The sequence below is a fragment of the Leifsonia sp. Root227 genome, from assembly GCF_001428745.1.
In the GTDB taxonomy this organism is placed as follows: domain Bacteria; phylum Actinomycetota; class Actinomycetes; order Actinomycetales; family Microbacteriaceae; genus Leifsonia.
The window spans coordinates 22,093-46,050 of sequence record NZ_LMIO01000002.1 but is presented as its reverse complement, the minus strand read 5'-3'; the positions used below and the strand labels follow the sequence as shown (position 1 = coordinate 46,050).

The following is a 23,958-nucleotide window of genomic DNA, read 5'->3' as shown; positions in this document are numbered from 1 at the left end:
GATGCGCGTGCTCGTCGACGATGGATGCGGCGGGCCGGCCAGCTGGCCGGTCCACCGCATCCACGTGGTGTTACTCGGAGACCGTCAGGCCCTGCTTCTTCAGCTCCGCGACGGTCTTCTCCTGCGCGGTCTTCAGAGCGTCGGCGATGGTGCCCTGCCCTGCCCAGGCCTTGCCGAGGCCGTCGTCGAGGTCGGCGGCGGTCTTCGTCATGACGGGACCCCAGGTCCAGTCCTGGTTGACCTTCGGCGCCGCCTTGGCGAACACGTCGAAGATCTTTTGTCCGCCGAAGTACGGGTCGCCCTCCGTGAGCGCCGGCAGGTCGGTCAGCGCCGTCGCGGCCGGGTAGAGGCCCGCCTTCTGCACGAGCGTGTTGTACGTGTCTTTGTCCGTGCTCAGCCAGTGCGCGAACTCCCACGCGGCCTTCGGCGTCGAGCAGCCCTTCAGCACGGCGGTCGCCGAGCCTCCTGCGTTGCCGACCTGGTCGTCGCCCGCCGACCACTGCGGCATCGGGGCGACCGCCCACTTGCCTGAGCCGTCCGCCGCACCGCCCTTGATCACGCCCGCCTGCCAGACGGCGCCGACCACGGTGGCGATGCTGCCGTCGCCGAGGCCGGTGTACCAGGCCTGGTCGTACATCGGCGCGCTGCTGATCAGGCCTTCGGAGACGAGGCCCTGCCAGTAATCGGCGACCTTCTTGTTGGCGTCGGACGCCATCGTCACCTTCCAGGCGTCACCGTCCACGTCGAACCACTTGGCGCCGGTCTGCCAGGCGAACCCCGCGTAGTCGTAGTCGAGGTACGGCGACGAGATGAACTTCTTGGGGTCGGACGCGTGGATCTTCTCGGCGTCCGCCTTGTACTCGTCCCAGGTGGTCGGAGCGGTCAGGCCGAGCGAGTCGAACAGCTGCTTGTTGTAGAACAGCCCCATCGGGCCGGTGTCGACGGGAGCGCCGTACACCGCATCCCCGATGCTCACCGAGCTCCAGGCCGCCGGCTGGAAGTCCCTTTTGTCATCGTTCGCATACTGCGAGACGTCGTCGAGTGCGCCCTGCGCCGCGAAGCTCGGCAGGGTCTCGTAGCCGACCTGCGCCAGGCACGGGGCGTTGTTCGCCGTGACAGCGTTGAGCATCTTCTGGTAGCCGCCCTTGGAGCCCGGCTGCACCTCCTGGTACTTCACCGTGACGTCCGAGTGCGAGGCGTTGAACGCCTTGACGGCGTCGGCGTAGCCAGGCGCCCAGCCCCAGAACGTGACCGTTGCCTTGCCGGACTCTGACGAGCCGGTGCTGCCGGAACACCCGGCGAGCGACATCAGGCCGAGCGCGATCGCCCCCGCCGCGCCCGCCATGCGGATTGCTGCTGACTTCTTCACTGCCTCTCCTTTGATCACAGACACCCTTCAGCGGGTTCGAGATGTGAGTGTCGCATAGAATTGATAGCGATAACAACTCATTCACTCGAATTGATCGGAAACGCCCTGAAACTGCGCGAACACGCAGATGCGCCCGCTATCATCGAGACCATGAGCAGCACCGAAGCGCGGGATGCGGCAGCGAAGCCGCCCGGCATGACAGACGTCGCACGGGTGGCCGGCGTCTCCGCCCAGACCGTCTCGCGGGCGCTCAGCGGCCACCCCAACGTGCAGGAGAAGACCCGCGCCAGGGTGCTCGCCGCCGTGGAGCAGCTCGGCTACCGCAAGAACAAGGCGGCCGGCATCCTGTCGTCCGGGCACAGCAGGACCATCGGGATCGTGCTGCTGCAGACCAACTCGTACTCCCGCATCGCCGTCACCGCCGGCCTGGAGCAGGCCGCCCGCGACGCCGGATACGCGGTGAGCGCTGCCACCAGCCCGTCGCTCGAACCGGTCGCGATCGAGGACGCGATGTCCCGCCTCGCCGAGCAGAACGTGGAGGGCATCATCCTCGCCCTCCCGCTCATCCAGGTGACCCGCGGCATCGAAGAGCTCACCAAGGCCATCCCGACCATCACCATCGACGGTTCGCGCACCTCATCCACCGAGGTCGTCGCCGTCGACCAGTCCCAGGCGGCCAAGCTGGCGACGCAGCACCTGCTCGACCTCGGCCACGAGACCGTCTGGCACGTCTCCGGGCCGACGGAGTGGCTGGATGCGGTCAGCCGCAGCGAAGGCTGGCGCAGCACCCTGGAGGCAGCAGGCATCACGCCGCCTCCCGAGCTCAAGGGCGACTGGTCGCCGGCCTCCGGCTACCAGAACGGTCTCATCCTCGGCCGCATCCCGGACGTCACAGCGGTGTTCGTGTCGAGCGACGAGATGGCGTTCGGCGTGATCCGCGCCTTCCACGAGCTGGGCAAGCGCATCCCGGAGGACGTCTCCGTGGTCGGCGTCGACGACATCGCCCTCGCGGAGTACTGCTCGCCCTCCCTCACGACCGTCGCCCAGCCGTTCCCGGAGATGAGCCGTCTGGCCGTCGCCCACCTCCTCCGCTATATCGCCGACCCTGGCACCACCCTCGCGCCGGCCTCCGTCGAGCCCCGTCTGATCGTCCGCGCATCCACTGCCGCAGCACCCCACTGAGCCGCTAGAGTGCGGTCGTGAGGATGCGACGGGTGGGGTCGGTTGTCGGTGCTGTCGTGGCTGTGGCCGCTCTGGCGGGATGCACGGCGAGCGCGGGGACGGCGACGACGCCCGCTCCCGCATCCACTGGGCTGAACACCGATCCGGGAGCGGATGCCGGCGTCCCGATCGCGGACGGCGCCATCGCGGCCGCGATCGACAAGCTGCCTGCGCTCGCGTCGTCGATCCTGTCGCAGAGCGGCGTTCCCGGTCTCGCGGTCGGCGTCACGTACCAGGGCAGGACCGTGTTCGCCCAGGGGTTCGGCGTCCGGAAGGTGGGCACGCAGGACGCCGTCGACGCCGACACCGTGTTCCAGCTCGCCTCGCTGTCGAAGCCGGTCGGCGCGACGGTCGTGGCCGACGAGGTCGGCAAGGGCACCGTCTCGTGGACCACGCCGGTCGCGAAGAACCTGACATCGTTCGAGCTGGCCGACCCGTACGTGACGGACCACGCGACCATCGCCGACCTGTACGCGCACCGCTCCGGCCTGCCTGACCACGCTGGAGACGATCTCGAGGAGCTCGGCTACGACCGCGCGGAGGTGCTGTCCCGCCTGCGCTACCTGCCCCTCGACCCGTTCCGTGCACAGTGGACGTACACGAACTTCGGCATCACCGCCGCCGCGCAGTCCGTCGCAGACGCCGCGGGCACCGACTGGGAGACGCTGTCCCAGAACGACATCTACGGCCCGCTCGGGATGTCGTCCACCAGCTCCCGGTTCTCCGACTACATCGCCCGCACGGACCGCGCCGTTCCGCACGTTCTCGTGGACGGCCAGTACGAGGCCAAGTACCAGCGGCAACCGGATGCGCAGTCGCCGGCCGGAGGCGTCAGCTCGTCCGTCAACGACATGACGAAGTGGATGGCGATGGTCCTCGACGGCGGGCGGTACGGCGGCCACGAGATCGTCTCGGAGAAGGCGCTGCTCCCGGCGATCTCGCCGCAGATCGTCACCGGCCCCGTCGCGAACGCCGAGACCCGCCCCGGGCAGTACGGCTACGGCTTCAACGTCGGCGTCGCCGCATCCGGCCGCACGACCGTCAGCCACTCCGGCGCGTTCGCGCTCGGCGCTGGAACGAACTTCGTCCTGCTCCCGTCCGCAGACCTCGGCATCGTCGTCCTCGTGAACGCCGCGGCGAACGGCACGGCGGAGACCCTGGCCATGCAGTTCCTCGACCTGGTGCAGTACGGCGCTCCCCGCACGGACTGGGGAGCGCTGTACCACGACGCGTTCGCCCACCTGGATGCGCCGATCGGCGACCTGGCCGGCCAGGCTCCTCCCGCATCCCCTGTCCAAGCAGCACCGCTCAGCGCGTACGTCGGCACGTACCAGAACCCGTACACAGGACCGGCGACCGTCGCCGACACCGGGGGGACGCTCACGGTCACCCTCGGCCCGAAGAACACGGTCTACACGCTGAAGCACTGGACGGGCAACGAGTTCGTGGCTCCGCTCGACAGCGAGAACGCGCCGCCCGGCTCCGTGTCCTCGATCGCCTTCTCTCCTCCGGCGGAGGGCAGGAGCGCGTCGTTCGTCTTCGAGCGCTACGCCACAGAAGGAGTCGGCACCTTCACCCGCTGACCGCCATACTCAGCAGGCACGCGCGGCGGGCAGACTCACCGGCCAGCCTCAGCCGGCAGCCCCGGTGATCGTGTTCAGCGCGAGCACGATGATCAGCCCGTTGAAGAAGAAGCTGATCACCGAGTGCCAGACGATCGTCCAGCGCACCCGGGTGGACAGCACTTCCACATCGGAGGCGGCGAAGCTGGTCCCGACCGTGTACGAGAAGTAGACGAAGTCGACGATCCGCGGATGCTCGGTGTTCGGGAACCGGAATGGCGGCTCCTCCGCCGCGTAGTAGCGCTGGTAGTACACCTGCGCGAAGCCCCAGTGCAGGAAGCCCCACGACAGCAGCATCGCCCAGACCCCCACGACGTCGATCAGGGAGCCGACGGTCGGATCGTTGTGCAGCCCGAGCACGGAGAACGCCGCGAACAGGCCGATCAGGCTCGACAGGATGGTGGCCGTCAGGGAGACGACCCTCGCCACGCGGCTCACCTCGATGCGCGTCGGCCGGTGCCCCGGCGGAGGCGGAGGACGTTTCGCCAGCCGGCCGAGAACGATCAGCGTCACGGCCTCGTAGAGCGTTGCGATGCCGCACCAGACAGCGAGGAGGATGAGGAACGTGGCATCGTCGTCGTCGGCGGCGATGAGCAGCACTCCGAGCACGATCATCCCGAGCTGGGCGATCAGACTGACGACGAATCCGACCACGACGAGCGGTCTCGTCCCCTCGACGGCGCCTTCACCCGGCTGTGCCTGCATTTCTGGATGCTACCGCGCGCCTGTGGCGGTCCGGCGGTTTCCGCGCTGGAGGGGCAGGATGGACGTGTGGAACCCCTCGAAGTGGTGGCAGCCGTCCTCGTGCGCGACGGGCGCGTGCTGGCGTGCCGCCGCGCGCCCGGCAAGGATGCGGCCGGCCTCTGGGAGTTCCCAGGCGGCAAGGTCGAGACCGGAGAGACGCCGGAGGCAGCCCTGGTGCGCGAGATCCGTGAGGAGCTCGGCGTCGGCATCCTGGTCGGCGAGCTGATCGACCGCAGCGTCACGGAGTCGGGCGGCCGGTCGATCGACCTCGCCTGCTATCGCGCGGAGCTGACAGGAGACCTGCCGTCGCGCAGCACGGACCACGACGCGCTCCTCTGGGTGCGCACGACCGAGCTGGCGGCGCTGGAGTGGGCAGCGGCGGATGTGCCGGCGGTGCGCATCCTCACCGCCTGACCGAGCTGCACGACGCCGCCGGACAACAGCCATGTGCATCCTGCACCCGTCGCGCGCCGATCAGTGCACTCTGCACATCGCGCGGGGGTGGGTGGCGACATAACCTGTTCGCCAACCCCCACCCCCGTCAGAAGGACACTCCATGGCACGCACAGCACCTGCCGACGACTTCGCCCTCAGCCGTGTCTCTCCCGATGCCCGTAAACCCTGGTTCGGCATCGCGGTGCAGCGCTTCGGCCAGGTCTCCGCCCTCTCGCAATTCCTGCTCGGCGCCACCCTCGGCTACAGCATGACGTTCGGCGAGGCGGCGCTCGCGCTGCTCCTCGGCTCTGTGATCCTCGAGGTGATCATGTGCATCGTCGGCATCATCGGGCAGAAGGAGGGGCTGAACACCGCGCTCCTCGCCCGCTGGACAGGGTTCGGCGAGATCGGCGCATCCCTGGTCGGACTGGCCATCGGCATCAGCCTGATCGGCTGGTTCGGCATCCAGAGCGCCATCTCCGCCCAATCGCTCGACGTGCTGATGCCCGGCGTCATGCCGATCTGGTCGTGGAGCCTGATCTTCGGCCTTGCCGTCACGGCCATCGTCAGCTTCGGCTTCGTCGGGATGCAGTGGCTGGCCAACATCACGGTGCCGCTGTTCCTGATCCTCGTCGGCTGGTCCGTCATCAGCGAGCTCACCAAGCACTCCTTCGGCGACCTGCTCACCTCCCCGGCCCCCGGCCCGACCATGAGCGTCTGGGCGGGCACCGGCATCGTCGCCGGCGGCCTCATCGTCGGCGCGATCATCACGGCGGACATGACCAGGTTCAACCGCTCGAAGGCGGATGTGGTCAAGCAGACCGTCGTCGGCGTCAGCCTCGGCGAGTTCGTGATCGGTCTCGCCGGCGTCCTGCTCGCCCACGCAGCGGCCACCGGAGACATCGTCGCCATCGTGACGTCGTCGATCGGTTTCGTCGGCCTCATCATCGTCATCACCGGAACGCTGAAGATCAACGACTGGAACCTCTACTCGTCCACCCTCGGCCTGGTGAACTTCATCTCCACCGCGTTCTCGAAGAACCTCAACCGCGTCACCACCACCATCGTGCTCGGCGTGGTCGGCTCCATCCTGGCCGCGGCGGGCATCCTGTCGCAGTTCACCGGCTTCCTCATCATCCTCGGGGTCGCCTTCCCTCCCATCGCGGGCATCATGGTCGCCGAGTACTTCTTCGTGCGGCGCTGGCGCGGCGAGCTCGACGAGACCCGCGCATCCGGCCGGCTGCCGCAGACCGCTCCGCGGTTCGTGCCTGCGACCATCGTCATCTGGATCATCTCGGCCGTCGTCGGCTACTTCGTCACCTGGGGCATCCCCGCCCTGCTGTCGCTCGCCCTCTCGATCGTGCTCTACACGATCGCGGGCAAGCTCGGCTGGGTGCGCGGCGTCGGCCGCGCCACCACCATCCAGCCTGCGCTGGACGAGGCGCAGGTCGACCCGGAGACGAGCGAGCGGGTCGGCGACCAGCCGGGCGAGCAGTCCGGAGCGCTCCCCAGCACCAACTGACCATCGGCAGCACACGCACCACCAGCACCACGAAGAAAGCGGGAAGTATGCATATCGGCATCGACGTCGGAGGAACCAACACCGACGCAGTGCTCATGGACGGCAAGCAGACGCTGGCCGGCACCAAGAACTCGACCAGCCCTGACGTGACGACCGGCATCGTCCAGGCCATCGAATCCCTCAGGGAGGCGCAGCACTTCGACGGCGCCGACATCAGCGCGGTGATGATCGGCACGACCCACTTCATCAACGCGCTGGTCGAGGCGAAGCGCCTCGCCCCGACGGCGGCGCTCCGCCTCGGCCTCCCTGCGACGCGCGCCCTCCCTCCGCTGGTGGACTGGCCGGAGCCGCTCAAGCAGGCGATCGGCGCACGCGGCTATCTGGCGCACGGCGGGTACGAGTTCGACGGACGCCCCATCTCCCCGCTCGACCCGGAGGAGCTGACCCGCCTGGCGGTCGACATGGCGGAGAACGGCGTGCGCTCCGTGGCCATCTCGTCGGTGTTCAGCCCGGTCAACCACGACCTGGAGACCCGCGCGGCTGCCATCATCGCCGAGACGCTCGGCGACGACGTCGCGATCTCGCTCTCCCACGAGATCGGCCGCATCGGCCTGCTCGAACGCGAGAACGCGACGATCATCAACGCCGCTCTCCGCGAGCTCGCCTCCGAGATCGTCGACGGCCTCACCGCCGCCGTCCGCGCCCAGGGCATCGACGCTCCGATCTTCCTCAGCCAGAACGACGGAACGCTGATGGACGAGGACTACGTGCGCCTCTACCCCGTCGCCACCTTCGCATCGGGGCCGACGAACTCGATGCGCGGCGCCGCCCTCACCAGCGGGCTGGACACCTGCGCCGTGGTCGACATCGGCGGCACGACGGCCGACATCGGCCTGCTGGTCAACGGGTTCCCCCGCGAGACCGCCAACGAGGTCAAGGTGGCAGGGGTCCGCACCAACTTCCGGATGCCGGACGTGCTGTCCATCGGCATCGGCGGCGGCAGCATCGTCGACCTGGAGACCGGAGAGGTCGGCCCCGAGTCGGTCGGCTACCGGCTCAGCACGGAGGCGCTGGTCTTCGGCGGTTCCACCCTCACCGCCACGGACATCGCGGTCGCCGCCGGCCGCGCCCAGATCGGCGACCCTGCGCTCGTCGCGCACCTCGACCCCGCCTTCGTCGCCCGGGTCCTCGACAGGATCGCCGAGCGCGTCGCAGAGGCCGTCGACCGGATGCGCACGTCGCCGGACCCCATCCCCGTCGTCGCCGTCGGCGGCGGCTCCATCCTGCTGCCGGACGAGCTCCCGCTGTTCGGCACCGTGCACCGCCCGGAGAACTACGCCGTCGCCAACGCGATCGGCGCATCCATCGCCCAAGTCGGCGGCGAGATCGACAAGGTGTACGCCATCGAGCCCGGCCGGCGCGAGCAGGCCATCGCCGAGGTGCGCGCGGAGGCCGTCGACAAGGCCATCGCGGCCGGAGCATCCCCGCAGTCCGTCGCCATCGTCGACTTCGACGAGGTGCCCATCCCATACCTGCCGGGCAACGCCACCCGCATCAGGGTGAAAGCCGTCGGCGATCTGGACATGGGGGTGCAGGTGTGAGCTGGACACTGACCGCCGACCTCGTCCCCGCCCTCGCCCGCGGCGCAGCCGTCCTCGGCACCGGAGGAGGAGGCGATCCGTACATCGGCTCCCTGCTGGCGAAGCAGGCGCTCGCCGAGCACGGCGAAGTCACCGTCGTCACCCTGGACGAGGTGCCGGACGACGCGCTCGTGCTCACCGTCGCCATGATGGGCGCCCCGACCGTGATGGTCGAGAAGCTGCCCAGCCTGGATGAGGTCATCGCGCCCGTGGCCGCGCTCGGCACCTACCTGGGCCGCCCTGTGACCCACATCGCCTGCGCGGAGGTGGGCGGCGTCAACTCCACCATCCCGGTCGCGGCCGCCGCAGCGCTCGGCCTTCCGCTGATCGACGGCGACGGCATGGGCCGCGCCTTCCCCGAGCTGCAGATGGTCCTCCCCACCCTCTACGGCGTCACCGCCTCCCCGCTCGCGTTCAGCGACGAGAAAGGCAACGTCGGCGTGCTGCAGACGGTCGACAACCACTGGACGGAGCGCATCGCCCGCGTCGCCTGCGTCGAGATGGGCTGCTCCATCATGATCTCCGGCTTCCCGATGGAGGGCGCCGTCGCCCGCGAAGCGCTCGTGCCAGGCTCGCTGCAGCACTGCATCGCCATCGGCGCAGGCATCGCGGACGCACGAGCCGCCAAGGAGGACGCCGTCGGCCGCACCGTCGAGCTGCTCGGCGGCCGCGAGTTCTTCGCAGGCAAGGTGGTCGACGTGCACCGCGGGACCACCTCCGGGTTCGCCAGAGGCACCGCGCGGATCGAGAATCCGAACTGCACTCTCACGCTGTCGTTCCAGAACGAGCATCTGATCGCGGAGGCGGACGGCGAGGTCCTGGTGACCACTCCGGACCTCATCATCGTGCTCGACCACGACTCGGGAGAGCCGATCACCACCGAGGGCCTGCGCTACGGTCAGCGGGTGCGGGTCGTCGCCGCGCCGAGCGACCCGCGCTGGCACTCCGCAGACGCTCTCGCGATGGTCGGCCCTGGCTACTTCGGCTACGACGTGCCGTCGCACCGCTTCGACGGCACGCAGGAAGCGGCGGTAACCGCGGAGCCGGCGGAGGCGACGGCATGAGCTGGCAGTTGACTGCGGCCGACCTGCCCGACCTCGCCCGCGGAGCGACCCTCCTCGGCACCGGAGGAGGAGGAGACCCGTACATCGGCACGATGCTGGTAGAGCGCGTCCTCGGCGACAGCTCGATCACCATCCTTGATCCCGACGAGCTCGCTGACGACCTGTTCGTCATCCCGACCGCCCAAATGGGGGCTCCGACGGTCATGATCGAGAAGATCCCCGCCGGCACGGAGCCCACCCTCGCGCTGCGCACGCTCGAGGAGCATCTCGGCAGGAAGGCCGACGCGACCATGCCGATCGAGTGCGGCGGCATCAACTCGATGATCCCGCTCATCGTCGCGGCGGAGACCGGGCTACCTGTGGTGGATGCGGACGGCATGGGCCGCGCGTTCCCCGAGCTCTCCATGGAGACTTTCGCCGTCTACGGCGTGCACGGCTCCCCGCTCGCCCTCGCAGGAGAGCGGGGCGAGCGGGTGATCATCGACACGGGAGACGACGACAGGCAGATGGAGTGGCTGGCGCGCGGCGTCACCATCCGGCTGGGCGGTGTGGCACACATCGCCGAGTACGCGATGACAGGAGCCGACGTCAAGCGCACCGCTGTCCCGCGCACCCTCTCGATGGCGCTCGCCATCGGCCGCGCCATCCGCGAGGCCAGGGAGGAGCACCGGTCGCCGTTCGCTGCGATTGCGAGCACGCTGTCGACGACCCTGTACTCCGAGGTCCGCGAGCTCTTCACCGGAAAGGTCACCGACGTCGAGCGGCGCACGACGGAGGGATTCGCGAAGGGCCGCGCGACGATCACCTCCCTGGACGGAGACGACGACACGCTGGAGATCCGCTTCCAGAACGAGAACCTCATCGCCCACCACGGCGACGAGGTCGTGGCCATCGTCCCCGATCTGATCTGCGTCGTCGACGTCGAATCGGGAGAGCCCATCACGACCGAGGGTCTGCGCTACGGCCAGCGCGTCCGCGTGCTCGGCATCTCCACCCCCGAGATGATGCGCACGCCGGAAGCGCTCGCCGCGTTCGGGCCGAGCGCGTTCGGTCTCACCGAGCCGTTCGTGCCGGTCGAATCCGCGCCCGTCTACGCTTGAGGCATGGCGAGAACCCTCGAGCACGGCGACCTGCCGTCGCTGGCCAGGGGGTTCTCGCTGCTCGGCTCCGGTGGCGGAGGCACGACGACCATGCTCGAGTTGATGCTGGCGGACGCGGACTGGCCGCTCACCGTGCATCCGGTCGCCGGGCTCGATCCAGCCACTCCGTGCATCGCCGCGGCGTTCGCGGGGTCGACGTATCTGCTGACCGAGCGCATCCCAGGCTCCGACCCGTTCGACGAGCTGATCGCCGCCGCTGAGCGATGGACGGGCGTTCGCGCTGGCGCTGTCTGTCCGCTGGAGGGCGCGGGCCTGAACGGGCTGACCCCGCTCACTCTCGCCGGCCGTCTCGCCCTTGTGGATGCGGACTTCATGGGTCGCGCGCTCCCCCGGCTCGACCAGCTGTCGCTGTTCATCGACCGGGTGCCTGGAACGGTCACGGTCTGCGGCTCCGGCGCTGGAGGCGTCGTCCTGATCGAGACAGACCGCGCAGCGGACGTCGAGAGCCTGGTGCGCGGCGCGATCGTGCAGGCCGGCGGAGCGGCCGGTGTCGTGGTCGCCGGGTTCACCGTGGGCGATCTGATCGAGCACGCGGTGCACGACGGCTACGAGCGGGCGCTCGAACTGGGGACGGCGTTCGACGCGGCGGCGGCCGCACCGCTCTCCGAGCTCGCGGGACGCCTCGGCGGCCGGATGCTCGGCACGGGACGCGTCGCGGCCGTCGAGGCTGCACCGTCCGACGCGTACTCCTCCGCCGTCGAGGTGACAGCAGACGACGGAGCGCTCCTGCGCCTGGTCGCGCGCTCCGAAGTCCTCGCCGTGCTGCGCGACGGATCGCTGGAGGCGTCCTCCCCCGAGATCATCGTCACGATCGACTCGATCTCCCGCGACATCCTCCAGGTCGACGGACTCTCCATCGCGCGCCACGTCGCACTCATCGCCCTGCCTGCGCCCGCCTGGTGGACCGAGCGCCCAGAGCGGCTGCGGCAGGTCACGCCCTCCGCGTTCGGCATCGACGGGCTGGATGCGGCATGAGCCAGACCATCGACCTCAGCGCCCTGCTCGCTCACCCGGCCAACGGCGGCCTCCGCCCGGTCGCCGCCGCCGATCCCGCCACCGTCTGGCACGACGTCGTCGTGGCCTCCGGCGAGTCAGGGCTTCCTGCCGATGGGGCAGGCGGCGCGGACGCCGACCTCGCCATCCTCACCACGGAGCCGCCATCAGCGCCGTGGCAGCAGGATGCGTTGATCCGCCGCATCCGGGATCGCGGCTACCTGGCGCTCGCGATGCCGAACTCCGACCTGTTCGGCGTCGGCAGTCGCGTGCTCGCCGAGCGCGTGGGGCTCGCCCTGCTGCACGTCGACGACCCGATGGCGCTCGCGAAGGCCTGCTGGCTGCTGCTGGAAGGCCGGGATGCGCTGACCCTCGGCTACGTGCGCCGGGTCGCGCAGTCGATCGAGTATCACGCGGTCGGCCTCGCCGACCTGCTGCGGCACCTGTCGGCGAGTGTCGGCCACGGGATCGCCCTGATCGACGCGGAGGGCGTGCTGCTCCAGTCGGGAGGCACGCTGCCTGCCGCGGTGCACGCCGCGATCGACTTCGGCCCGTGGCTGGACACGGTGACTGTCGACGATGGTTCTGCGGCATCTGTGCACGTCGACAGCCCGAGCCGAGCAGGACTCCGGCTGGCGTTCTTCGGCACCGGCCTGAACGCCGTGCAGTTGACGGCGCTCGCTGTCGCGGCAGAGGTCGCCATGCCCGCCGTTGCGGCGCGCATCCTGATCGACGAGGTCGCCGACGTCAACGACGCCGCCGTGGCCGCCGACCTGCTGCGCGACTTCCTCGAACAGCGCGACACCAGGGATGCGGAACGCGAGCAGCGGATGCTCGACCGCGGCTGGCGCACGGCCGGCTACCACCTCGGCTTCCGCATCGTCGGGCGCACCAGGGTCGACACCTTCCAGCTGCTCCGCTTCGTGACGCGAGAGCTCGCCGCCGTCCCAGCAGACTCGCACGTCGTGACGAGCGGTCGCGGCGTGACCGGCTGGCTGAGCTTCGCAGCTCCCCCGGCGCCAAGCCAGGTCGATGCCGCGGTCTCCGCCCTCCGCTCCCTGCACACCGCTGCCCGCCGCTCCTTCAACGTCGCCACCGGCGTCGGCTCCGTGGAGAGCGGTTCGACGGGGCTGGCGACCACCATCGACGGCGCTGCCGACGCCGCCCGCATCGCGGTGAGCCGGTCGGCGACCGGCTGGTTCGTGCGCATCGACGCCCTCGGCCTGGAACAGCTCCTGCTCTCCTGGACGGAGAACGACACGTTCGTGCCGGCAGCCCAGTCGCTGCTCGGCCCGCTCATCTCCCGAGCCCCAGAGCTGCTGGAGACCCTGACCTCCTACCTCGACCACGAATCGGGCATCGCAGCGACCGCCGACGCCCTCGACCTGCACAGGAACACCGTCTCCACCCGCATCGCTCGCGCCCAGGACCTCCTGGGGCTCGACCTGTCCGATCCGGAGACCAGGCTGGCCGTGCACCTGGCCTGCCGGGCGGTCAGGCAAAGCGCCGGCAGCAGCACCAGCAGCACGAGCGCCAACCCCAGAGGAGCCACCCCGTGAGAGCCATGACCTACGACCGTTTCCGCGGCCCCATCGAGGTGCGCGAGGTCCCCGACCCCGTCGCCCCTCCCGGCGGCGCGATCGTCAGAGTCGGCGCATCCGGTCTCTGCCGCAGCGACTGGCACGCCTGGGCGGGCCACGACGACTCCGTGCACCTGCCGCACGTGCCAGGCCACGAGTTCGCAGGCACCGTCGCCTCGGTCGGAGAGGGCGTGACGGGCTGGCGCGTCGGCGACAGGGTGACGACGCCGTTTGTCAACGGCTGCGGCGTCTGCGAGTGGTGCCGCAGCGGGCAGGCGCAGGTCTGCCCCGACCAGACCCAGCCCGGTTTCACCCACTGGGGCTCGCACGCCGAACTGGTGGCGGTTCGTGCCGCCGACCTCAACCTGGTCGCCGTGCCCGATGCGCTGGACGACGACGCGGCCGCGAGCCTCGGCTGCCGCTTCGCCACCGCCTATCGGGCGGTGCGCTCGCGCGCGGCCGTGCGCGGAGGCGAGTGGGTGGCCGTCTACGGCGCAGGCGGCGTCGGCCTGAGCGCCGTGATGATCGCCGCGGCCATCGGCGCCAGGGTGATCGCCGTCGACCGCACCCCCGCCGCCCTCGCCCTGGCGGCGAGCCTCGGGGCAGAGCACGTCGTCGCAGCCGGTGATTCCGCTCCGGCCGCCATCGCCGAACTCACCGGAGGCGGAGCGCACGTGAGCATCGACGCGGTCGGCGCAGCCTCCACGAGCGCGGATGCCATCCTGTCGTTGCGCCGCCGCGGCCGCCACGTGCAAGTCGGCCTGTTGTCCGCCGACCAGCTCCCCACTCTCCCCCTCGACCGCGTCATCGCCTGGGAACTCGACATCCTCGGCAGCCACGGGATGTCCGCCGCCGACTATCCGGGGATGCTCGATCTCGTCGCCACCGGAGCCCTCCGCCCGCAGGACCTTTTGGCCGGCGCTGTCACCCTGGAGACCGGCGCGACCATGCTTCCACAGGCAGACACGGCGTCGCCGACGGGGATCACCGTCGTGCATCCCGCCTGAGGCAGCGCCGTCCCCCCGGACGCGGCATGATGTCGGTATGCACCTCGCCGACATCACCCCGCCGACCACCCAGGCCGCCCGCGCCGCATACGAGTTCTCCGCTGAGCGCCAGTCGCCCGCCATGCTGAACCACTGCATCCGGTCGTGGCTGTGGGCCGTCGGCTTCGCCGAGCTGGACGGCAGGGACGATGCCGACCGCGAACTCCTCTACGTCGCCGCACTGCTGCACGATCTCGGGCTGGTCGAGGAGTTCGACAACGTCACGCTCAGCTACGAGGACGCCGGCGGCCACGTCGCCGCAGCGCTCACCGCGGGCGCTGGCTGGCCCGCCGAGCGGCGGCAGCGCGTGCACGACGTGATCGTGCGCCACAACTGGCCGTCCGTCGACCCCGCGCTGGATGTGGAGGGCAACCTGCTCGAGATCGCCACAGGACTCGACATCTCCGGCTTCCGCGCGGACGACCTCCCGCTCGCGTTCCAGGAGGAGGTGCTCGCCGTGTATCCCCGGCTCACTCTGGCTGCGGAGTTCGGCGCCTGCGTGACCGACCAGGCTGCCCGCAAGCCGACGACGCAGGCCGCTCGCATCGTCGCCAACGGCGTCGAGCGCAAGCTCGCGGCCAACCCTCTCGAGTCCCGCGGACCGCGCCCGTAAGGTCCATCAGCCTGGGCTGCTATGGTTCGCACACCGGCACCGAGCCGGTTTTCAGGGAAGACGCCTCGTGAACGTCGAGCCGATTGCGGCTCCGCCTCGAACCCGTCGCCTCCTCTGTGCTATCAGAGGAGCATTCCCATGCCCGCGTCCCTCCCTGCTCCCACGTCCGCCGTCGTCTACTGCGAAGGCCTGTTCGCCGAGCAGGACGGCAAGACCGCGAACGGACTCGTCCGGCACTCGGAGCGCTACCGGATCCTCAGCGTTGTCGACAGCCGTCACGCCGGAGAGGACTCCGGCCTCGTGCTCGACGGCGCGGCCAATGGCATCCCGGTGCTCGGCTCGATCGCCGAGGCGATCGCTCACGCCGGATTCGTGCCGGGCACCCTGATCGTCGGCATGGCTCCGGCAGACGGGATGCTCTCCGCCGGTCACCGCACCGCCCTCCTCGACGGCATGTCCCGCGGCATGAACCTCGTCAACGGCCTGCACGAGTTCCTCGACGACGAGCCGGAGTTCGCTGCCGCCGCTCTGCTCGCCGGCGTCACCATCGAGGACGTCCGCCGTCCGAAGCCGAAGAGCGAGATGCACCTGTTCTCCGGCCGGATCTTCGACGTCACCTGCCCGCGCATCGCCGTCCTCGGCACGGACGGCGCGGTCGGCAAGCGCACCACGAGCACCCTGCTGGTGCAGGCGCTGAACGCTCGCGGCATCAGGGCCGTGATGGTCGGCACCGGCCAGACCGCCCTCATCCAGGGCGCCAGGTATGCGGTCGCGCTGGATGCGAGCGTTCCGCAGTTCCTCTCCGGAGAGGTCGAGAACGAGGTCGTCGCGGCGTTCGAGAACGAGCAGCCGGACGTCATCGTCGTCGAGGGCCAGGGCGCGCTCAGCCACCCGGCCTATCTGACGAGCGCGTACATCCTGCGCGGCAGCCGACCGGATGCGGTCATCCTGCAGCACGCGCCGGCGCGCGTCATGCTCGACGACTTCCCGATGATGCCCGTGCCGTCCGCAGCGCAGGAGATCCGGCTCATCGAGTCGTTCGCCGCCACGCGCGTCATCGGCATCACGATCAACCACGAGAACATGACGGACGCCGAGGTCACCGCGGCCATCGACGCCCACGAGCTCGAGCTCGGCCTTCCCGCGACGGACCCGCTCTCCCGCCCGCTGGACGCGCTGGTCGACATGGTGCTGACGGCGTTCCCCGAGCTGGAGCACACCAGCCCCGCCTCCGCGGCCGCCGCCGCGACGCCCGGCGCCACGCACTAGCGCCCGAACAGCGTCCTGAGCATCTCCCAGAGGCCGCGTCGCCTGCGCGGCGCGGCGTCGGGGGCAGCCGTCACTGTGTCGAGGAAGCCGACCCCGCACTGCGGGCACTCGACGATCAGCTCGTGCACGGCGAGCCCCGCTCCGTAGTACGGGTTGCGCACGGCGTTCGCCTCGGCGCCGCACGACGGGCATGTCGCGCTCGCTCCCCCGCTCCCGGCCTGCATCCTTCCATTGTGCGTCACCGGGCGGCGTTCCGGCTCAGGGCGCTGCCTGCTCAGCCGAGCGTGATGGTGACCGTCTGGCTCTTCGAGGCCGCTGAACCCTCCGCAGGATCGACGGCGGTCACGCGCAGATCGGCGTCCGACTTCCCGTTCCCGTTCCCGTTCCCGCCGGAGTCCGGTTTCTTCACGGTCACGTTCGTGAACCCTGCGGCGGTCAGCGCTGCTTTCGCCTCGCTCTCCGTCTTGCCGATCAGGCCGCCCGGGATGCTCGCCGACTGCCCGTTGCTGACCTGCACCGTCACCGAGCTGCCCTTGTTGGCGGAGGTCCCCGCCGCAGGGTCAGTGCCTGCGGCGGTGCCGGCCGGCTGCGACGAGTCCACAGGCGTGCTGTCGATCGTCGCGTCCAGCCCGAGCCCCTGCAGGAGGGTCTGGGCTTCCTGCGGGGTCTTGCCAGACACATCGGGGATGGTCACCTGGTCGCCGTAGAGCACGGCGTTGGTCGGCTTGGTGAACGCGCTGCCGCCGTAGAGGCCGTCGATGGCGCTGAGGATCGGCTTCGCGATCGAGAACTTCACGTCGCCGCCGCCGATCCCGTCGAAGTCGAGGCTGCGCAGCGGCGTCGAGCCGGACACGTTGCCGACCCAGGTGGCCGTCGACACCTTGCTGGTGGAGGTGACGAGCCAGTTCTGCAGCGAGTCGTCCGTCGTGCCCGTCTTGCCCATGATGGGCGTCCCGTCGTACGGGTTGGCGCTCTCGGCCGTTCCTCCGCCGCGCATCACGCCCTGCAGCGCATACGTCACCCCGGCGGCGATGTTCGGCTGGAGGCCCTGCGTGCAGGTGGTCGGGCTGACCTTGTGCGCCGAGCCGTCCGCGTTCACCACCTTGTCGATCGCGACCGGCGTGCAGACCACGCCGTTGTTGGCGATGCCTGCGTATGCGGTGGCCATCGTCAGCGGAGACAGGTAGTTGACGCCGAGGATCATCGACGGAACAGAGGTCAGCGGGTTGCTCGACGACGCAGGATGCACGCCCAGCGCCTTCGCGGCGTTCAGGATCGAGCACAGGTCGATCTGGGTGCCCATCTTGGCGAACGCGGTGTTCACCGATTCGGCCGTCGCGGCCATCACGGAGAGCCTGCTCGCCGAGCCTTCGTCGTTGGTGACGGGCCAGTCCGGCCCGTTGATGTCGGCGCAGCTGTTGGTGAAGTCGGACGTCGGGAAGTCGTGCTGCGACGCGTTGATCGTGTCGTACAGGCTGTTGCCCGCTTCAAGCCACGCGGCCAGGTCGAACGCCTTGAACGTGGACCCGGTCTGGAAGCCCTGGGACCCTCCGTACGCCTCGTCGGTGTTGTAGTTCACCGCCGTCGTGCCGTCGATCGGCTGATCGGTGTTGTTGAACGCCCTGTTCTCGACCATCGTCACGATCCTGCCCGTGCCGAGCTCCATCGAGACGTTGGATGCGCCGAGGTCGATCCCCGCCATCGACGGCGGGATGTACGAGCTCAGCGACTGCTGCGCCACCGCCTGCAGGTCGAGGTTGAGGGTGGTGTAGATCTTGAGGCCGCCGCGGTTGAGCGTCGCCCAGCGGTCGTCGGCGGTCGCGCCGTACGCCGGGTCGTTGAGCACCACATCCCGCACGTAGTCGCAGAAGAACGCGGCGTTGTACTGGGAGGCGGACGCGCATCCGGAGGTCGTCGGCGTGATGGTCGGCTGAATGGGCGTCTTCTTGGCCGCATCCCGCTCCGCTGCGGTGATCTTGTGGTTGATCTCCATGCGGTCGAGCACGTAGTCGCGCCGTTCCTTGGTGGCCTTGTACCCGTTCGCTGCGCCGTTGTCCTTGTTGTCCGGCTCGTCGATGCGCAGGTTGGCCGGGTTGTTCAAAATGGCGGTGAGCGTCGCGGCCTGCGGAAGGGTGAGCTGCGCTGCCGTGGTGTTGAAGTAGTAGTGCGCCGCGGCCTGGATGCCGTAGACGGTGCCGCCGAATCCGACGACGTTGAGGTAGCCGAGCAGGATCTGCTGCTTGGAGTACTTCTTCTCCAGCCCGACTGCGTATCGCATCTCCTGCACCTTGCGCTGCAGGGTGACACCGGCGGCGTCGGCATAGCAGGCCTTGAGCTTCTTCTCGTCGGTGAGCGCGTCGCAGCGCTCGACCTCGACGTTCTTCACATACTGCTGGGTGATCGACGAGCCACCCTGCACGGAGCTGCCGCTCACGGTCGAGAGCGCACCGCGGACGGTGCCGAGCAGGTCGACGGCGCCCTCCTGATAGAAGCGGGGATCTTCGGCGGCGACGGTGGCGTCCTTGACGGTCTGTGCCACGTCGTTCCAGCCGACGTCCTGCCTGTTCTGCGCGTAGAACGACGCAATCGGAACATCCACGCCGCCCTTCTTGGCGAAGACGGTGGTGTTCTGCGCGAACGGCTGGATCTCGAGGTTCGACGGCAGCGCTTCGAACGCGTTCGACGCGGCCGCCGCCGCTTGGCCGACTCCCAGGAAACCGGGAAGGACGAACGCCGATGTCAGCACCGCTGCGATGAGCGCGACGACCCCGAACTGCATGATCAGCCCCGCGCGAGACCGGGCAGGCCGGATCTCGTAGCGCCGCAGCGGGTCGAAACGTCGCGAGAATGCGGCGAACCGCGGGCGGTCACGGAGCGGCGGTCGGGTAGGCATCGGTCCAGCGTTCCACCGGAACACTAAGAAACCTCTGACGCGTGCTGCCGAATGCTGTCGTTCCTCACAGACACGGGATGCGCGGCACTCAGGTTGGCTGCGCGTCCTGCGATCGCAGTTTTCGATCAAGCAGTGTGAACCGGTCGTCCGATTTTGTCCCCAGTTCGAGTGTGGTTCGGGCCGTGACAGCCCGTTTCGATTCGGCGACTCGCTAGCCTCTGAGTGACTTTACAGACGGAGGAACCATGGATTTCGCTGAAGTTCTGGCCGCGCTGGCGCTCAAGGTGAAGAACCAGCGCGACGCGATCCAGACCGAAGAGGCCACCAAGAACGCATTCATCATGCCGTTCATCTCGAACGTGCTCGGCTACGACGTGTTCAACCCTCTCGAGGTCGTGCCGGAATTCACCGCGGACGTCGGGATCAAGAAGGGCGAGAAGATCGACTACGCCATCATGCGGGATGGCGAAGTGCAGATGCTCATCGAGTGCAAGAAGTCGAATGAGAGCCTCAAGATCGAGAACGCATCGCAGTTGTACCGCTACTTCGCGGTGACGAATGCGCGCATCGCGGTTCTCACCAACGGCGAGACCTATCACTTCTACACCGACCTCGACGCTCCCAACCGGATGGATGCGAAGCCCTTCCTGGTCCTCGACCTCCTCGACGTAGACGAGACGCTCATCCCGGAGCTGCGCAAGCTGACCAAGGACGCCTTCGACCTCGACTCGATCATCAATGCAGCCGGAGAGCTCAAGTACATCGGGCAGATCAAGCGCGCGCTGGCATCGCAGTTCCGCGAGCCGGACGACGACTGGACACGCTTCTTCATCGGCCGCGTGTACGACGGTTCGATCACTCAACGCGTGCGCGAGCAGTTCGCACCCCTCGTGGCCAAGGCGACGAAACAGTTCCTCAACGATCAGGTCAATGAGCGCCTCAAGACGGCGCTCGGCGGATCGAACTACGCGCCCATCGAGCCAGCACCAGACGATGCAGTCACGAGCCAACCGCCCGCTCATGACGACCTCGACCGCGACACCGAGATCGAGACGACGCTCGAAGAGCTCGAGGGCTATCAGATCGTCAAGGCGATCGCGTGCAGCGAGGTCAAGCCACAGCGGGTCGTGCACCGGGACTCGAAGTCGTACTTCGCGATCCTCCTCGACGACAACAACCGCAAGCCGATCGCACGTCTCCACTTCAACGGCAAGGCGAAGAAGTACATCGGGTTGTTCGACGAGGAGAAGAACGAAACGAGGCACGAGCTCGGTTCGCTCGACGAGATCTATGCACACGCCGCACACATCCGCGACACCGTCAGGCATTTCGCGGACAAGTAGGTCGGCTCCGACGCGCGTCACCCGGGCTGGGGTCTGGAGCCGGCGTCTCCGCGTTCCCTAGAGTGAGGCGGCATCCACACTCAGGGGGAACCGTGACAACACCCGCACCCGGCTGGTACTCCGATCCGGCGGACGGCAGGATGGTGCGCTGGTGGGCGGGCGACGGATGGACGGAGCACGTTCGTCCGTTCCCTGAGCCTGCGCCTGCGCCTGCGCCGCAGCCTCCGAACCCGGCGTTCGGACAGCAGTACCAGACAGCGCAGCCCTCTTGGCAGCAGACAGCGCAGCCCACATACACGCGCGAGCCGCGCATGACGATCGCTCGTGGCGAGAAGGATCGTCAGGTCCGTCGTAACAACCCAATGGCCTACCTGGGGCTCGTCTTCTCCCTGCTCGGGCTCATCGTCAACCCGTTCGCGATCCTGAGCATTCTGGGCATCGTGTTCTCCTCGATCGGCTGGGCAAGGTCCGGTGAGCTGTCCTCCGTCGTCCGATACTCAGGCAAGGTCACGGCCATCATCGGGGTGATCCTGGGGGTCGCCACCCTTGCGTACTTCGGCTGGACGTTCTCCCGCGCGTTCGTCTGACCGCGCCGCATCACGCAGAAGAGGCGGTGACCCCGTCCGGGATCACCGCCTCTTCTCACCCCCGTCGCGCGGGGGCAGAGCCGCCGCTTACGCCGCCGCCCGCATCCACTCGCCCGCACGCGCACCGGCGGTCACGCGGAGCTCGTCGCCCTGCGCATCCACCGTCACCGTGCCGCCGTCCGTCAGCTCTCCGCTGACCATCAGCTCGGCGATCCTGTCGTCGATCTCGCGCTGGATCACCCTGCGCAGCGGTCGCGCTCCGTACTCCGGCTCGTAGCCGGCGTCCGCGATCCAGGCGACCGCCGCGTCCGTCGCGTCGAAGGAGATGGAACGGGAGCCGAGGCGGCCGGAGGTCGCCGTCAGCAGCAGGCGCACGATGTCGCGCAGCTGCTCTGCGTCGAGCTTCCTGAAGAGCACGATCTCATCGATCCGGTTCAGGAACTCGGGCCGCATTGCTTCGCGGAGCTTGCCCATCACCCTGTCGCGCAGGTCCTTCTCCGAGGCGAAGCCGGCCACGGAGGCGTCTCCGCCCACCGGGACGAAGCCGAGGGCACCGCTGCGGGATGCGAGGAACTCCGAACCGAGGTTCGACGTCATGATGACGACCGTGTTGCGGAAGTCGACCGTGCGTCCCTGACCGTCGGTCAGGCGTCCGTCGTCGAGCACCTGCAGCAGCAGATTGAACACGTCGGGGTGCGCCTTCTCGATCTCGTCGAACAGCACGACGGAGTACGGGTTGCGGCGCACGCGCTCTGTGAGCTGTCCTGCCTCGTCGTAGCCGACGTATCCGGGAGGGGCGCCGACCAGGCGGGCGACCGTGTGGCGTTCGCCGAACTCGCTCATGTCGAAGCGCAGCATCGCCTTCTCGTCGCCGAACAGGGAGGAGGCGAGCGCCTTCGCGAGCTCTGTCTTGCCGACACCGGTCGGGCCGAGGAAGAGGAAGCTTCCGACGGGGCGGCGCTCGTCTCCGAGGCCGGTGCGGTTGCGGCGCACAGCCTTGGCGACGGCGACGACCGCGTCGTCCTGGCCGATCACGCGCTCGTGCAGCTCGGATTCGAGCTTCGCCAGGCGCTCACGGTCTGCTTCTCCGAGGCGGCTGACCGGGATGCCCGTCGCCCGAGAGATGACGGCCGCGATCTCCGGCTCCCCCACCACCGCATCCGGTCGCGGGCTTGAGCCGAGCTCGTCGAGTGAGCGCTGGACGCTCTCGATCTCGTCGCGCAGGCGCGACGCCTCCTCGTAGTGCTCTGCCGCCACGGCGGAGTTCTTCTCCGCTTCGAGCGTCGCGAGCGTGCTCATCAGCGCTGTCGTGTCGACGCGCTTGCCGAGGCGCAGGCGGAGGCGTGCCCCCGCCTGGTCGATCAGGTCGATCGCCTTGTCCGGCAGGAAGCGGTCGGAGACGTAGCGGGCGGACAGCTCGACGGCGGCGCGGATCGCGTCGTCGGTGTACTGCACCCCGTGGTGCTCTTCGTACGCTCCGCGGAGCCCTGAGAGGATGAGCACGGCGTCCTCGACGCTGGGCTCGCCGACCGTCACCGGCTGGAAGCGGCGCTCCAGCGCCGGGTCCTTCTCGATGCGGCGGTACTCCTTCAGGGTCGTCGCACCGACCAGGTGCAGGTCGCCCCTGGCCAGCCGCGGCTTCAGGATGTTTCCCGCATCCATGCCGCCGGACTCACCGGAGCCGCCTGCGCCGACGACGGTGTGCAGCTCGTCGATGAACACGATGAGCTCGTCCGTTCCCGCGCTGATCTCGTCCATCAGGTTCGTCAGGCGCTCCTCGAAGTCGCCGCGGTAGCGGGTTCCCGCCACCATCCCGGCGAGGTCGAGCGCGACGACGCGCTTGTCGCGCAGCTGCTCCGGCACGTCGCCCGAGACGATCGCGCTGGCCAGCCCCTCCACGATGGCGGTCTTGCCGACGCCTGCCTCACCGACCAGCACCGGGTTGTTCTTGGTGCGGCGGGACAGGATCTCCACCGTCTGCTCGATCTCGTCGAGGCGGCCGATCACCGGGTCGAGCTTGCCGTCGCGGGCGAGCTGGGTGAGGTCGGTGCCGAACCTGTCGAGCATCGGAGTGGTGGATGCGTCAGCACCGTCGTCCTGCGTGTCCTGTCCTGCGGCGCCCGCACCGACCGTCGCGGTCTGGCGCATGGCCGAGGTGAGCGCATCCGGTGTCACACCGGCGGCCTGCAGCACTTGCCCGGCCGGGGCGTCCTGCACGATCACGAGGGCGAAGAACAGGTGCTCAGGGTCGATGTACGTGGAACCCGATGCGCGGGCCACCTGGTACGCGTGGAACAGCGCCCGCTGGGCGGACGGGGTGATGGATGCGGCGTCCGCGTCCACGGGGTCGCCCGTGCGCGGGAGCCGCTGCTCAGCCGCGGCGGCGACCGCCTGCGGGTCGGCGCCGATGCGGCGCATGGCGTCCGCGGCGGGCTCCTCCGTCGCCATGACGCGGAGGATGTGCAGGGCGTCCAGCTCGCTGTGGCCGTGTTCGAGCGCGAACCGGCCGGCCTCGGCGAGGGTCTCCTGCGTGCGCCGGCTCAGGAACCGGCTGATGTCGATGGAGCGCGCGGTACGCGCACGCTCACCCGCGAGGTAACGGGCGAGGAACTCGTCGAACGAGTTGCCGCCGTCACTGTCGGGAGTGAAGTCTTCGGGCACGAAATCTCCTGTGTGTTGAAAGTTGAGTGAACTGCACTCAAGTTCAACGCTTCGGGGTTCTTGATATTCCCGTGGCCGCCGAAAACGCCTCGGCATCGCAGCGCGGCGACGCCGCCGCGACCTCTCTGAGAAGCCGCCAAGAAGCCGGTGCGAAGCCGTGGCGCGTGCGCCGACCGCTCCGCGTCGCGTTAACCTT

The 23,958-nt window shown here is 69.1% G+C and carries 19 protein-coding genes; 14 read left to right on the top strand and 5 right to left on the bottom strand.

Annotated features, from left to right (window positions below; translation table 11 throughout):
• Positions 1-70 precede the first annotated feature (70 nt).
• Entirely contained in the window at positions 71-1,369 is a 1,299-nt protein-coding gene (locus tag ASE16_RS05165; protein ID WP_200949576.1) for an extracellular solute-binding protein, read from the bottom strand.
• A gap of 150 nt (positions 1,370-1,519) precedes the next feature.
• Here ASE16_RS05165 and ASE16_RS05160 point away from each other — a divergent pair, with 150 nt between their 5' ends.
• Positions 1,520-2,551, top strand: a complete 1,032-nt coding sequence (locus ASE16_RS05160) for a LacI family DNA-binding transcriptional regulator (protein ID WP_055894278.1) — start codon at positions 1,520-1,522, stop codon at positions 2,549-2,551.
• Positions 2,552-2,583: 32 nt separating this feature from the next.
• Entirely contained in the window at positions 2,584-4,173 is a 1,590-nt protein-coding gene (locus tag ASE16_RS05155) for a serine hydrolase (RefSeq protein WP_200949575.1), read from the top strand.
• Positions 4,174-4,221: 48 nt separating this feature from the next.
• Here the strand turns inward: ASE16_RS05155 and ASE16_RS05150 are convergent, their stop codons facing one another.
• Entirely contained in the window at positions 4,222-4,917 is a 696-nt protein-coding gene (locus ASE16_RS05150) for a DUF1345 domain-containing protein (RefSeq protein WP_055891798.1), read from the bottom strand.
• A gap of 66 nt (positions 4,918-4,983) precedes the next feature.
• Here ASE16_RS05150 and ASE16_RS05145 point away from each other — a divergent pair, with 66 nt between their 5' ends.
• The 10 genes from ASE16_RS05145 to ASE16_RS05100 all read left to right on the top strand — a co-directional run bounded on the left by ASE16_RS05145 (position 4,984) and on the right by ASE16_RS05100 (position 16,278).
• The gene (locus tag ASE16_RS05145) at positions 4,984-5,370 is read left to right on the top strand and encodes a (deoxy)nucleoside triphosphate pyrophosphohydrolase (protein WP_268765786.1); all 387 of its coding nucleotides are present in this window, start codon (positions 4,984-4,986) and stop codon (positions 5,368-5,370) included.
• Positions 5,371-5,512: 142 nt separating this feature from the next.
• The gene (locus ASE16_RS05140) at positions 5,513-6,913 is read left to right on the top strand and encodes a purine-cytosine permease family protein (RefSeq protein ID WP_235500374.1); all 1,401 of its coding nucleotides are present in this window, start codon (positions 5,513-5,515) and stop codon (positions 6,911-6,913) included.
• A gap of 47 nt (positions 6,914-6,960) precedes the next feature.
• Positions 6,961-8,514: a hydantoinase/oxoprolinase N-terminal domain-containing protein gene (locus ASE16_RS05135; protein WP_055891789.1), complete on the top strand. Its 1,554-nt coding sequence runs from the start codon at positions 6,961-6,963 to the stop codon at positions 8,512-8,514.
• Entirely contained in the window at positions 8,511-9,617 is a 1,107-nt protein-coding gene (locus ASE16_RS05130; RefSeq protein WP_055891784.1) for a DUF917 domain-containing protein, read from the top strand. Before ASE16_RS05135 ends, ASE16_RS05130 begins: the two co-directional genes overlap by 4 nt.
• Positions 9,614-10,717: a DUF917 domain-containing protein gene (locus ASE16_RS05125; protein WP_055891780.1), complete on the top strand. Its 1,104-nt coding sequence runs from the start codon at positions 9,614-9,616 to the stop codon at positions 10,715-10,717. The genes ASE16_RS05130 and ASE16_RS05125 overlap by 4 nt, the downstream gene beginning before the upstream one ends.
• 3 nt (positions 10,718-10,720) lie before the next feature.
• Positions 10,721-11,752, top strand: coding sequence for a DUF917 family protein (locus tag ASE16_RS05120; RefSeq protein ID WP_055891775.1), 1,032 nt, complete (start codon positions 10,721-10,723; stop codon positions 11,750-11,752).
• Positions 11,749-13,329, top strand: coding sequence for a PucR family transcriptional regulator (locus ASE16_RS05115; RefSeq protein ID WP_055891772.1), 1,581 nt, complete (start codon positions 11,749-11,751; stop codon positions 13,327-13,329). Before ASE16_RS05120 ends, ASE16_RS05115 begins: the two co-directional genes overlap by 4 nt.
• On the top strand, positions 13,326-14,357 hold the full coding sequence (locus ASE16_RS05110) for a zinc-binding dehydrogenase (RefSeq protein WP_055891769.1): 1,032 nt from the start codon (positions 13,326-13,328) through the stop codon (positions 14,355-14,357). Before ASE16_RS05115 ends, ASE16_RS05110 begins: the two co-directional genes overlap by 4 nt.
• A 37-nt stretch (positions 14,358-14,394) precedes the next feature.
• The gene (locus ASE16_RS05105) at positions 14,395-15,009 is read left to right on the top strand and encodes an HD domain-containing protein (RefSeq protein WP_055891766.1); all 615 of its coding nucleotides are present in this window, start codon (positions 14,395-14,397) and stop codon (positions 15,007-15,009) included.
• Positions 15,010-15,147: 138 nt separating this feature from the next.
• On the top strand, positions 15,148-16,278 hold the full coding sequence (locus tag ASE16_RS05100) for a DUF1611 domain-containing protein (RefSeq protein ID WP_055891762.1): 1,131 nt from the start codon (positions 15,148-15,150) through the stop codon (positions 16,276-16,278).
• Here ASE16_RS05100 and ASE16_RS05095 read toward each other — a convergent pair.
• Positions 16,275-16,502 (bottom strand): hypothetical protein, encoded by a 228-nt coding sequence (locus tag ASE16_RS05095; protein WP_055891758.1) that lies wholly within the window; start codon positions 16,500-16,502, stop codon positions 16,275-16,277. The two genes, ASE16_RS05100 and ASE16_RS05095, sit on opposite strands and share 4 nt — an antisense overlap.
• Positions 16,503-16,552: 50 nt before the next feature.
• On the bottom strand, positions 16,553-19,171 hold the full coding sequence (locus ASE16_RS05090; RefSeq protein ID WP_162255968.1) for a transglycosylase domain-containing protein: 2,619 nt from the start codon (positions 19,169-19,171) through the stop codon (positions 16,553-16,555).
• 245 nt (positions 19,172-19,416) lie between these two features.
• Here ASE16_RS05090 and ASE16_RS05085 point away from each other — a divergent pair, with 245 nt between their 5' ends.
• Together ASE16_RS05085 and ASE16_RS19360 are read left to right on the top strand one after the other, a co-directional pair.
• Positions 19,417-20,514 carry a type I restriction endonuclease gene (locus ASE16_RS05085; protein ID WP_055891755.1) on the top strand — a complete coding sequence of 366 codons (1,098 nt, stop codon included), beginning with the start codon at positions 19,417-19,419 and terminating at the stop codon, positions 20,512-20,514.
• Positions 20,515-20,606: 92 nt separating this feature from the next.
• Complete coding sequence (locus tag ASE16_RS19360; protein WP_157480158.1) at positions 20,607-21,101, top strand: DUF2510 domain-containing protein; 495 nt, start codon at positions 20,607-20,609, stop codon at positions 21,099-21,101.
• Between the two features lie 87 nt (positions 21,102-21,188).
• On the opposite strand, the gene ASE16_RS05075 is transcribed toward ASE16_RS19360, so the two are convergent.
• On the bottom strand, positions 21,189-23,762 hold the full coding sequence (locus tag ASE16_RS05075) for an ATP-dependent Clp protease ATP-binding subunit (RefSeq protein WP_055891749.1): 2,574 nt from the start codon (positions 23,760-23,762) through the stop codon (positions 21,189-21,191).
• Positions 23,763-23,958 lie beyond the last annotated feature (196 nt).